The organism is Streptomyces sp. NPDC017225, assembly GCF_044331465.1.
Classification (GTDB): Bacteria; Actinomycetota; Actinomycetes; order Streptomycetales; family Streptomycetaceae; genus Streptomyces.
In genome coordinates, this window is the sequence record NZ_JBIRNE010000043.1 from 1 (window position 1) to 12,012 (window position 12,012).

Sequence of the window (12,012 nt, forward strand, 5' to 3'; positions counted from 1 at the left end):
TTCTCGTCGAACTCGCCGATCTGGCCCTCGCCGTCCAGCGTCACGGGGTCGGTCATCTGGTGCCTCGTTCCTGTCCTGTCCTGCGGTCGGCATACGGAAACGCCGCGCCCCCCAAGGCTAGAACCTGGGGGGCGCGGCATACATTCCGGGCCTGGTGGGGCCGCCGGGAGTGGCTGGGTCAGCTCTCCGGACGGTCCTCCGGGGCTCGTTCCGGAGCCGGGGCCGGCGCCGGCTCCGGCGTGGTGCTCTTGGTGGTGGAGATCGCCGCCGTCGCGCCGTTCGCTCCGTTCGTCAGGGCGAGCTCCTTCGGGGAGAGCACCGGCGGACGGGTCGAGGGCGTGCGGCGGGAGGAGCCGGTCCAGGCGGGCCGGGCCGGACGCTTGACGATCTGGGCGAAGACCTCGGCGATCTCCTCCTTGCCGAGCGTCTCCTTCTCCAGCAGGGCGAGGACGAGGTTGTCGAGGACGTCGCGGTTCTCGACCAGGATCTCCCAGGCCTCGTTGTGCGCCGTCTCGATGAGCTTCTTGACCTCTTCGTCGACCAGCGCGGCGACCTCTTCCGAGTAGTCGCGCTGGTGGGCCATCTCGCGCCCGAGGAACGGCTCGCTGTTGTCGCCACCGAACTTGATGGCGCCGAGCCGCTCGGTCATCCCGTACTGGGTGACCATCGCGCGGGCCACGCTGGTGGCCTTCTCGATGTCGTTGGCGGCACCGGTCGTCGGGTCGTGGAAGACCAGTTCCTCGGCCGCGCGGCCGCCCAGCATGTAGGCGAGCTGGTCGAGCATCTCGTTGCGCGTGGTCGAGTACTTGTCCTCGTCCGGGAGCACCATCGTGTAACCGAGGGCCCGGCCTCTGGACAGGATCGTGATCTTGTGGACCGGGTCGGAGTTCGGTGAGGCCGCCGCGACCAGGGCGTGTCCGCCCTCGTGGTACGCGGTGATCTTCTTCTCCTTGTCCGACATGATCCGGGTCCGCTTCTGCGGGCCCGCGACCACACGGTCGATCGCCTCGTCCAGCATGTGGTTGTCGACCAGCTTCTGGTTGCTGCGAGCCGTCAGCAGGGCGGCCTCGTTCAGCACGTTGGCCAGGTCGGCACCGGTCATGCCGGGGGTACGGCGGGCGACGGCCGACAGGTCGACGTCGGGAGCGACCGGCTTGCCCTTCTGGTGAACCTTGAGGATCTCCAGACGGCCCTGCATGTCCGGACGGTCGACGGCGATCTGCCGGTCGAAGCGGCCGGGGCGCAGCAGCGCCGGGTCGAGGATGTCCGGACGGTTCGTCGCGGCGATGAGGATCACGCCGCCCTTCACGTCGAAGCCGTCCATCTCGACGAGCAGCTGGTTCAGGGTCTGCTCGCGCTCGTCGTGGCCGCCGCCGAGGCCGGCGCCGCGATGGCGGCCGACCGCGTCGATCTCGTCGACGAAGACGATGGCCGGCGCGTTCGCCTTGGCCTGCTCGAACAGGTCACGGACCCGGGAGGCACCGACGCCGACGAACATCTCGACGAAGTCGGAACCGGAGATCGAGTAGAACGGCACGCCCGCCTCGCCCGCGACGGCACGCGCGAGCAGGGTCTTGCCGGTGCCGGGCGGGCCGTACAGCAGCACGCCCTTGGGGATCTTGGCGCCGACGGCCTGGAACTTGGCCGGCTCCTGGAGGAACTCCTTGATCTCGTGGAGCTCCTCGACGGCCTCGTCCGAACCGGCGACGTCGGAGAACGTCGTCTTGGGCGTGTCCTTGGTGATGAGCTTGGCCTTGGACTTGCCGAAGTTCATGACGCGGGAGCCGCCGCCCTGCATCTGGTTCATCAGGAACAGGAAGATGACCACGATGAGGACGAAGGGGAGCAGGGTGATCAGGAGCCCGACGAACGGGTTCTGCTTCGACGGCGACACCGTGTAGCCGTCGGGGATCTGCTTGTCCTGGTACTTGTTCTGCAGTGTGTTGGCGAGGGTCACGCCCTGGTCGCCGATGTAGCTCGCCTGGATCTTCGAGCTGCCCTTGACCTTCTCGCCGTCCTTGAGCTGAACCTTGATGTTCTGCTCGTCGCCGGTGGTCAGCTTGGCCGACTCGACCCTGTTGTCGTTGATCGCCTGGACGACCTGGCCGGTGTCCACCGTCTTGTAGCCGCCGGACGAGCCGACGACCTGCATCAACACGACCACGGCAAGGACGGCCAGCACGATCCACATGATTGGCCCACGGAAGTATCGCTTCACGTCCATCCACACGGAGCGGTGGCGCCCCGTCCCTCCTGCCATAGTGAGTTTGATAAGACAGTTCTTCTGACGGTACCCCAGCCCGGCGGCCCTCAGCCGCACGGGACGGTCGGCGTCCCGTCTGCATGCTCAACGGCGCGGGGGCCCCAGGGGTTCCCGGCCGCCCCCGAAACGCCGTGGAGCAGGCTACGAGGCCGTGTCAGCCGCCGTAGACGTGGGGCGCGAGCGTACCGACGAACGGAAGGTTGCGGTACTTCTCGGCGTAGTCGAGGCCGTAGCCGACGACGAACTCGTTGGGGATGTCGAAACCGACCCACTCCACGTCGATGGCGACCTTCGCCGCGTCGGGCTTGCGCAGCAGGGTGCACACCTTGAGGGATGCGGGCTCGCGCGAGCCGAGGTTGGAGATCAGCCAGGACAGGGTCAGGCCGGAGTCGATGATGTCCTCGACGATCAGGACGTGCCTGCCCTTGATGTCGGTGTCGAGGTCCTTGAGGATCCGCACCACGCCGGAGGACTGGGTGCCCGCGCCGTACGACGACACCGCCATCCAGTCCATCGTGACGGGGGTGGACAGCGTGCGCGCCAGGTCGGCCATGACCATCACGGCGCCCTTCAGGACGCCGACGATGAGCAGGTCCTTGCCCGCGTACTCCGCGTCGATCTTCGCGGCCAGCTCGGCCAGCTTCGCGTCGATCTCTTCCTTGGTGATGAGTACCTTCTCGAGGTCGGCACCCATGTCGTTCGCGTCCACCCGCATCACTTTCGGTCGTCCCACCGGCCACTCCGGAGCGCCCGGCGATCCATACGCGGATCGGTGGGAGGGCCGGATTCAGCCTTGCCGAATCACCAGTCTGCCACCCTGCCGCTGAGCGACGACTCTGCCGGGGAGGTTGATGGCCCCCTGACCGCGCCAGCCGGTGATCAGCCGGTCGACTTCCTCGATGTGCCGGGCGAACAGCGCGCCGGCCGGAGCACCCGCGTCGATGGCGGCGCGGCGCAGGATCCGGCGGCGTACGGCGGGCGGGAGGGCGTAGAGCTTGGCGCACTCCAGTACGCCCGTGGCGTCGCGGACGCCGGCCTCGGCCTGGCGGGCCCAGGTGTCGAGGGCGTCGGCGTCGTCCCGGGAGAGTTGGGCCGTCCGGGCGAGGGCCTCGACGACGCCCTTGCCGAGCGCCTTCTCCAGGGCGGGCAGGCCCTCGTGGCGCAGTCGGGAACGCGTGTACGCCGGGTCGGCGTTGTGCGGGTCGTCCCAGACGGGCAGGGACTGGACCATGCAGGCCTTGCGGGCGGTCTGCCGGTCGACCTGGAGGAAGGGGCGGCGGTAACGGCCGCCGGCCCCCGAGACCGCGGCCATGCCCGACAGGGAACGGATACCGGAGCCGCGGGCGAGGCCCAGCAGGACGGTCTCGGCCTGGTCGTCACGGGTGTGGCCGAGCAGGACGGCGGCGGCGCCGTGGCGGGCGGCGGCGGCGTCCAGGGCGGCGTACCGGGCGTCGCGGGCGGCGGCCTCGGGTCCTCCGCCGCGGCCGACGGTGACGGCGGTGGCCTCGACGGGGTCCAGGCCGAGCTCGCGCAGGCGCAGGACGACCTCTTCGGCGCGCAGGTCGGAGCCGTTCTGCAGGCCGTGGTCGACGGTGACGCCGCCGGCGCGGATGCCGAGCCGGGGAGCCTCGAAGGCGAGGGCGGAGGCGAGTGCCATGGAGTCCGCGCCGCCGGAGCAGGCCACGAGTACGAGCGGGGACGCCGGAAGCCCGGCAGCTCGGTCGGCGGCACGGTCGGGCGCGCGGTCGGCTGCCGTCGCGGCGGGAACGCCGGCCGTGGTGTTCGGTTCGGTGAGGATGTCGTGGAGGACGCGGCGGACCGCCAGGCGTATCGCCGCGACCGCAGGATGGGGACCCATGTCCGGTGCCCTTCATGAAGTTTTCGGGGGTGAGCCCGAGATCCGGTCACGCAGAGTACGTAGATGGTGACAGAAACGGGCCGTTCCCTGAGCATCGCACGCCCGCCGAGGCCTCACGGTCCCTCGGACGGGTGATTGGAGGGGCGTTCGACTGCCGTCGGCCGGTTTCGTTTCACGCCCTGCCCGCGGAGCTCACGACTCCGTTTTGCGGTGCACCCGTGCGATCCAGTCCGCCGGTTTGGCGATCTCCGACTTGGTGGGGAGGGTGTTGGGCGAGGTCCAGACCCGGTTGAAGCCGTCCATGCCGCACTCGTCGACGACGGCCCGCACGAAGCGTTCACCGTCCCGGTACTGGCGGAGCTTGGCGTCCAGACCGAGCAGCTTGCGCAGGGCCAGGTCGAGGCGGGAGGCGCCCTTGGCGCGGCGCTGCTGGAACTTCTCGCGGATCTCCCCGACGCTCGGCACGATCGCCGGGCCGACCCCGTCCATCACGAAGTCGGCGTGGCCCTCCAGCAGGGACATCACGGCGGTGAGACGGCCGAGGACCTCCCGCTGGGCCGGCGTCTGCACCAGCTCGACCAGGGACCGGCCGCCGTCGTCCTCCTCCGCCTCGGGCCGGCCGCCGGCCAGCGTCTGGGCGGCCTCGCGGACCCGCTCCAGCACGGTCATGGGGTCGACGTCGGTCTCCGCGAGGAACGACTGGATCTCGCCCTCCAGGTGGTCGCGCAGCCAGGGCACCGCGGTGAACTGCGTGCGGTGCGTCTCCTCGTGCAGGCACACCCACAGGCGGAAGTCGTGGGGGTCGACGTCGAGTTCGCGCTCCACGTGCACGATGTTCGGCGCGACCAGCAGCAGCCGGCCGCCGCCGTTGGCACCGGCGGGAAGCTCCCGGGTGGCCGGGGCGAAGGTCTCGTACTGGCCGAGGACACGGGAGGACATGAACGACAGCAGCATGCCCAGCTCCACGCCGGTGACCTTGCCGCCGACGGCGCCGAGGACCGCGTTGCCCGCACCGCTGCCGCGCCGCTCCTGCATCTTCTCCAGCAGGGGGCCCAGGATCTCCCGGAACCCGGCGACGTTCGCCCGGACCCAGCCGGGGCGGTCGACGACGAGGACCGGGGTGTCGTGGGCCTCCTCGGTGGCCATACGAGTGAAGCCCCGGACGTGTCCCTCCGAGGCTCTGGCATGGCGGCGAAGTTCCGCGACGACGGCCCTGGCCTCGTCGCGGCTCACTTCGGGGCCCGGCCGTACGAGCCGGGTCGCGGTCGCCACCGCGAGATTCCAGTCGACCATGCCGGAAGATGCGCCGATGCTCGTCATGCGTCAACGGTACGTGAGCGCTGCCGCTGGGGGCAGGCTGTGGCGGGCGGTGGGGTGGACGGCGCCGTGCGGGTGACCGGTGCCGGCGCCGGGCGGGGCGGGCGAGGGGCTCGGCATCGCGGGGCACCTCCCTGGAGCGGGAGGCCTCGGCTGGGGAGAGCCTCGAACGCCCCTCCGGCTACGGGACGTCGGCCGCCAGGGTCGTCGCCAGCCGGTCCAAGGCCGTCTGGGCCGCCCACGCGTCCGTCGTGTCGCCTGCCAGGAAGGCGAAGGCCAGGAGGCGGCCGTCGGCGGAGACCGTGGTGCCGGCGAGGGTGTTGACGCCCGTCAGGGTGCCGGTCTTGGCGCGTACGAGGCCGGCCGCGCCGTCCGTGTAGCGGCCGGACAGCGTGCCGGTGAAACCGGCGACGGGCAGGCCGGTGAGGACCGGGCGGAGCTCGGGACGGGCCGGGTCGGCCGCCTCGGCCAGCATCGCGGTGAGCAGGCCGGCGGTGATCCGGTCGGTGCGGTCCAGGCCGCTGCCGTCGTGGAACCGCGAGCCGCGCACGGGCAGGCCGAGCTGGGCCAGCCGGGCCGGCACGGCGGCGGAGACCCCGTCGAAGTCGGCGGGTTCGCCGGCCGCCAGGGCGGTGTGGCGGGCCAGGGCCTCGGCGAGGTCGTTGTCGCTGTTGGTCATCATGCGCTCGACCAGGGCCGACAGCGGAGGCGAGGAGACGGTGGCGAGGGTGTCGGCGCGGTCGGTCGCCTTGGACGGGCCGGGGGCCGACGCGGTGATGCCGTGCTTCTTCAGGAAGCCGGCGAAGGAGCGCGCCGCGTCGGCGGCCGGGTCGGGCACGCGCGTCACGGGGCCGCTGGTGGAGTCGTCCGTTCGGGCCTCGTCGGCCATCAGGGCGGTGACGGGGGCGAGGTTCTCGTTCACCCCTATCGGGTGCGCTTCCGCACCGGCGTAGAGCGTCGTGTCGTACGACAGCGTCACCTCGCGCACGTCCCGCTTCTTCAGGGCGGCGGCGGTCTTCTCGGCGAGGACGCGCAGGCCGGCGAGGCCCCGGGCGTCCTCGCGCGCGGTGAGGGTGGGGTCGCCGCCGCCGACCAGGACGAGTTCGCCGGTGCCGGCCTCCAGGGCGGTGCGGGTGGTGAGGCGGTGGTCGGGGCCGAGGGCGGTGAGGGCGGCGACGCCGGTGGCGATCTTGGTGGTGGAGGCCGGGGTGAGGGGGGCGTCGGCGCGGAGGCCGTAGAGGCGCTTGCCGGTGGTCAGGTCGACGACCGCCGCCGCGGGGCGCGCGCCGAGCGCCGGGTCGTCCATCAGGGGCCCGAGGACCTCGGAGAGGGCCCTGCCGTCCGGGGCCGCCTTGGCGCCGCCCGGCACCTCGCCGGCGGCTCCGCCGAGGCCGGCCAGGACGGAGGCGGCGCTCGGCGCGGGACGGGGCGACCCGGAGGCCGTACCGGAGCCCCCGGATCCGCGACCGTGATCTGCGCCACCCGAGTGCTCCAGTGCGACGGCCCGGTCCCGCTCGGCCGTACGCTGACCCGTGGAGTCCCAGGGGCCGGCGGCGGTCACCACACCGGCGGCGAGTGCCAGCCCGGCGGTGGCGGCACCGGCGGTGTACTGCCAGGTCTTCGGCCTCGTGACCCGCGCGAGCTGCGGCGCCGTGGCCCGCGCGAACCTCGCGAGGTGCGGTTCGGCGGCCCGCGCGGCGCGTGCGAGACGCGGTCGTACGGCGCCCGCGGCCCGCACCACGTGCGGTCTCGCGGCCCGCCAAGGCCTCAGCTCTGGCACTATCACCAGCCCCTTTCGCGATCACCCACCTGCGTGAGGGACACTTAACCACCAGAACTATGTGCTGATCATGGAGGAGCGTCCGGTGGAGTTCGACGTCACGATCGAGATCCCGAAGGGTTCGCGGAACAAGTACGAGGTGGACCACGAGACCGGTCGTATCCGCCTGGACCGCCGCCTCTTCACCTCGACCGCCTACCCGACCGACTACGGCTTCGTCGAGAACACCCTCGGCGAGGACGGTGACCCGCTGGACGCGCTGGTCATCCTGGACGAGCCGACCTTCCCGGGCTGCCTCATCCGCTGCCGCGCGATCGGCATGTTCCGGATGACGGACGAGGCCGGCGGCGACGACAAGCTGCTGTGCGTGCCGTCGACCGACCCGCGGGTGGAGCACCTGCGTGACATCCACCACGTGTCGGAGTTCGACCGCCTGGAGATCCAGCACTTCTTCGAGGTCTACAAGGACCTGGAGCCCGGCAAGTCCGTCGAGGGCGCCGACTGGGTCGGCCGCACCGACGCCGAGGCGGAGATCGAGCGGTCCTACAAGCGCTTCAAGGACCAGGGCGGCCACTGATCACTGATCGGGAACCCCACCCGTGACGGGCCGCACGCGTGAGGCGTGCGGCCCGTTCACGTTTGGGTACGCATACTGAGGGCTACAGGCAGGAGGGTGTTCGGACCAGGGAGCGTTGCGCAGGTGACGGAGGCGGAGGACCGCAAGCCGCAGTCGGACGAGGCCCACAGTGCCTTCCGGCCGCCCGGCTCAGTGGGGGCGTCGATCGACGGCGAGTCGTCGACGACGTCCGAGTTCGAGATCCCGCAGGGGCTGGCCGTCCCGCGGCCCGCCGGCACGGAGGCCGAGACGACCTCGGAGTTCGCGCTGCCCGAAGGGCTGGACGCGCCCCCGGCCGCGCCCGCGGAGGGCGAGGGGTCGGCGTTCACCTTGCCGAGCACATATCACGCCTGGACCGCCGCCGCGTTCACGCCGCCGAGCGGCTTTCCCGCGGTGAAGCTCACGGACGTGCCCTGGCAGGACCGGATGCGCACGATGCTGCGCATGCCGGTGGCCGAGCGGCCCGCGCCCGAGACGGCGCAGCGGCACGACGACGAGACCGGCCCCGCCGTGCCGCGCGTGCTCGACCTGACCCTGCGTATCGGGGAACTGCTGCTGGCCGGTGGTGAGGGCGCCGAGGACGTGGAGGCGGCGATGTTCGCCGTGTGCCGCTCCTACGGCCTGGACCGCTGCGAGCCGAACGTCACCTTCACCCTGCTGTCGATCTCCCATCAGCCGTCCCTGGTCGAGGACCCGGTCACGGCGTCGCGGACGGTACGCCGGCGGGGCACCGACTACACGCGGCTCGCGGCCGTCTTCCACCTGGTGGACGACCTCAGCGACCCGGACACGAACATCTCCCTGGAGGAGGCCTACCGGCGCCTCGCGGAGATGCGCCGCAACCGGCACCCGTACCCCACCTGGGTGCTGACCACGGCGAGCGGGCTGCTCGCGGGCGCGGCGTCGGTGCTGGTGGGCGGTGGGCCGACCGTGTTCGTCGCGGCCATGCTCGGCTCGATGCTCGGCGACCGGCTGGCCTGGCTGTGCGCCGGGCGCGGGCTGCCGGAGTTCTACCAGTTCGCGGTGGCCGCGATGCCGCCGGCCGCGATGGGGATCATGCTGACGCTGGTCCACGTCGACGTGAAGGCGTCCGCGGTGATCACCGGTGGCCTGTTCGCGCTGCTGCCGGGGCGGGCGCTGGTGGCGGGGGTGCAGGACGGGCTGACCGGCTTCTACATCACCGCCTCCGCGCGCCTGCTCGAGGTCATGTACTTCTTCGTCAGCATCGTCGCCGGAGTGCTGATCGTGCTGTACTTCGGCGTGCAGCTGGGCGCCGAGCTCAATCCGGACGCCCAGCTGGGCACGGGCGACGAGCCCCTCGTCCAGATCGGCGCGGCGATGCTGCTGTCGCTGGCCTTCGCGATCCTGCTCCAGCAGGAACGTTCAACCGTGCTCGCGGTGACCGTGAACGGGGGCGTCGCCTGGAGCGTGTACGGCGCCATGCACATCGCGGGCGGCATCTCGCCGGTGGCGTCCACGGCCGCCGCGGCGGGGCTGGTGGGCCTGTTCGGACAGCTCATGTCCCGGTACCGGTTCGCGTCGGCGCTGCCGTACACGACCGCGGCGATCGGGCCGCTGCTGCCCGGTTCGGCGACGTACTTCGGGCTGCTGGCGATCGCGCAGAGCGAGGTCGACAAGGGGCTGGTGTACCTGTCGACGGCGGTGGCCCTCGCCATGGCCATCGCCATCGGGGTGAACCTCGGTGGGGAGATCTCGCGGCTGTTCCTGCGGGTGCCGGGCGCGGCGAGTGCCGCCGGCAGGCGGGCGGCGAAGCGGACCCGTGGCTTCTAGGCGGCCTCGGCGCGGGGCGCCCGAGGGTGCGGGGGACGCGGTAGGACGGCGAGTGCGGGAGCGCCGTGGTGGCGTCGTGGCTGATCACCGCCTGGACGGCGGGGCCGCACGTCGGTACGGCCCCGCGAACCCGGGTCGGTTCAGCGGCCCTGGTTGTACGGGTGCTGGTCGCCGTACTGCTGGGGCTGGTCGCCGTACGGCTGCTGGCCGTAGTTCTGCGGGTACTGCTGGGTGTACGGCTGCTGCTGGGCGGGCGGCTGCTGCTGGGCGGGCGGCTGCTGCTGGGCGGGCGGCTGCTGCGGGGCGTACGGCTGCTGGGCGGGCGGCTGCTGGCCGTAGGCCTGGTTGCCGTAGCCCTGGCCGTACGGCTGCTGGGGCTGCGGCGGCCGCTGCTGCGGCTGCTGGGCCGGGTGCGGGTCCACGCGGCGGAGCTGGGTCGTGGCGTCGTCCATGACGGGGTACTGCTGCTGGAACGGCGACGGCGACGGTGTCGGCATCGACTGCGCCTCGGTCGGCACGGCCACGGCGGCGCGCTTCTTCTTGCCCCGCTCGCGGAGGTACTCAATGGCGATCGGGACGACCGAGAGCACGACGATCAGGACGAGGATCGGCTCGACGTTGGTCCGGATGAACTCGATCTGGCCGAGCCAGTAGCCCGCGAGTGTGACGCCCGAGCCCCAGGCCACGCCACCGATGATGTTGTACGTGAGGAAAGTGCGGTACTGCATGCGGCCGGCGCCCGCAACGATGGGGGCGAAGGTGCGCACGATCGGCACGAAGCGGGCCAGGACGATCGCCTTGGGACCGTACTTCTCCATGAACTCGTGGGCCTTGTCCAGGTTCTCCCGCTTGAAGAGCTTGGAGTTGGGACGGCTGAAGAGCTTGGGACCGAGGAACTTGCCGATCATGTAGCCCACTTGGTCGCCGATCACGGCGGCCAGCACGATCAGGGTACACACCAGCCACAGCGGCTGCGTGATGTAACTGCCCTCGGCCACGAAGAGACCCGCCGTGAACAGCAGCGAGTCGCCGGGCAGGAAGGCGAAGAGTCCGGACTCGGCGAAGACGATGAGCAGGATGCCCGGTAGAGCGAAGGTCTCGATCAGATAGTCCGGGCTGAGCCACTCGGGGCCGAGCGCAAGCGTGGTCACGGGATTGTGGCTCCTGCTGCTGGGGGAGACGGGCTGGACCTGGCTGCCCAAACGTACAACGCGGCCGTGGCGGTCCAGGTTCCACGGGGGGGCCTCGGTGCGCTGTGCCCTGGCCCGGGGAAACTCGAGAACCCTGGGTACTGAAGAATACGGCGGCGCACAGGGTCCTCAACCCGAGGTGCTCGTCGTGACCACGAAGGACGTACCCGGTCACCGTGTGCAGAGGGCGCTCGGGTAGGTGCTCGGACCGACGTTCGCGCAGCCCGCAAGCACGGCGTCATCGACGCTCTGAACCGAGCCCACGCCCCCGCCAGGCGGACAAGGGCCACCAAGGCGCCCGCGGCGCAGTCCGGGTCCCTTCCGCGGCCGGTGGGATGCCTCCTCCACCGGCCGGCCGGCCGTGAACCGATCCCGGGCCACGATCCGCGCCCTCGCCGAACCGGTCACGGCGACCTCGAGCCCTGACGGGTGTGTTCGACGCCAAATCGTCGGAGCGCGTGGCCGTTTGACGGCGCGGAGGCACCAAGTTGCTCTTGCCTCGACCCGATGAAAGTGTTCTTGTGTCTCGTGCCTCATCTCTTACACGCCTTCTCACACTGGAGCTTTTGTCATGAGCACTCTCAGAGTTGCAGTAAAGTCATGCGTCGCCGTCACTCTGGCCTCTGCGGCCACGCTGCTGATGTCGGCCACACCGGCCTCCGCCGCGGATTGGGACCGGGGCTGCTACAACATCTCGGCCCCCTACAAGGGCATCAACGAGGTCATGGGCCAGGTCAGCAAGACCAGCAGCAACTGCGAGGACGCCACGATCGGCCTCCTGCGCCACCGCTGGTACGGCTGGGAGGAGATGGACTGGGCCACGCTCGAGAGCGGCACCGCAACGACGTGGTGGAACTGCGCGGGTTCCGGCACCTACACCTACAAGGTGGCCGTGGGCGTCGACTACGGCGTCGCCGAGTACGAGAGCGCCGAACGCCGCATCACCTGCTGAGGACGGACGGCGGGGCCCTGCGGGCCGACGAGACGGCCCGCAGGGGTGCGAGGTGATCGAGGATACGGTCGTGGGGGGGGGGGGGGGGGCGCGCCCCCCCCCCCCCCCCCCCGGGGGGGGGGGGGGGGGGGGGGGGGGGGGGGGGGGGGCACGGGACCGGACGGAGGAGCGGCTTCGGCCGACACGGCGGCCGGGGCGGGCACGGCGGCCGGGAGGGCCACCGCAGGCGGGAGGGACACCGCTGG

General features: G+C 71.4%; 9 protein-coding genes. 3 read left to right on the top strand and 6 right to left on the bottom strand.

Annotated features, from left to right (window positions below):
• Window positions 1-178: 178 nt before the first annotated feature.
• From ftsH to dacB, 5 genes are all read right to left on the bottom strand, one after another.
• Window positions 179-2,224: an ATP-dependent zinc metalloprotease FtsH gene (ftsH, locus tag ACH4NX_RS38135; RefSeq protein ID WP_398129818.1), complete on the bottom strand. Its 2,046-nt coding sequence runs from the start codon at window positions 2,222-2,224 to the stop codon at window positions 179-181.
• A gap of 193 nt (window positions 2,225-2,417) precedes the next feature.
• A complete protein-coding gene (gene hpt, locus ACH4NX_RS38140) occupies window positions 2,418-2,957 on the bottom strand; it encodes a hypoxanthine phosphoribosyltransferase (protein ID WP_226027733.1) in 540 nt (179 codons plus the stop codon).
• A gap of 93 nt (window positions 2,958-3,050) precedes the next feature.
• A complete protein-coding gene (gene tilS / locus ACH4NX_RS38145; protein ID WP_351386798.1) occupies window positions 3,051-4,121 on the bottom strand; it encodes a tRNA lysidine(34) synthetase TilS in 1,071 nt (356 codons plus the stop codon).
• Between the two features lie 192 nt (window positions 4,122-4,313).
• The gene (locus tag ACH4NX_RS38150; protein WP_351386801.1) at window positions 4,314-5,441 is read right to left on the bottom strand and encodes a zinc-dependent metalloprotease; all 1,128 of its coding nucleotides are present in this window, start codon (window positions 5,439-5,441) and stop codon (window positions 4,314-4,316) included.
• A 178-nt stretch (window positions 5,442-5,619) separates the two neighbouring features.
• Window positions 5,620-7,224, bottom strand: a complete 1,605-nt coding sequence (gene dacB / locus ACH4NX_RS38155) for a D-alanyl-D-alanine carboxypeptidase/D-alanyl-D-alanine-endopeptidase (RefSeq protein ID WP_398129819.1) — start codon at window positions 7,222-7,224, stop codon at window positions 5,620-5,622.
• Window positions 7,225-7,303: 79 nt separating this feature from the next.
• Here dacB and ACH4NX_RS38160 point away from each other — a divergent pair, with 79 nt between their 5' ends.
• Window positions 7,304-7,795 (top strand): inorganic diphosphatase, encoded by a 492-nt coding sequence (locus ACH4NX_RS38160; RefSeq protein ID WP_007452023.1) that lies wholly within the window; start codon window positions 7,304-7,306, stop codon window positions 7,793-7,795.
• A gap of 123 nt (window positions 7,796-7,918) precedes the next feature.
• Window positions 7,919-9,625, top strand: a complete 1,707-nt coding sequence (locus ACH4NX_RS38165) for a threonine/serine exporter family protein (protein ID WP_351386805.1) — start codon at window positions 7,919-7,921, stop codon at window positions 9,623-9,625.
• A 140-nt stretch (window positions 9,626-9,765) separates the two neighbouring features.
• On the opposite strand, the gene ACH4NX_RS38170 is transcribed toward ACH4NX_RS38165, so the two are convergent.
• A complete protein-coding gene (locus tag ACH4NX_RS38170; protein WP_398129820.1) occupies window positions 9,766-10,776 on the bottom strand; it encodes a DedA family protein in 1,011 nt (336 codons plus the stop codon).
• 610 nt (window positions 10,777-11,386) lie between these two features.
• On the opposite strand from ACH4NX_RS38170, the gene ACH4NX_RS38175 reads away from it, so the two are divergent.
• A complete protein-coding gene (locus ACH4NX_RS38175) occupies window positions 11,387-11,767 on the top strand; it encodes a hypothetical protein (RefSeq protein ID WP_351386809.1) in 381 nt (126 codons plus the stop codon).
• The last annotated feature ends 245 nt before the right edge of the window (window positions 11,768-12,012 follow it).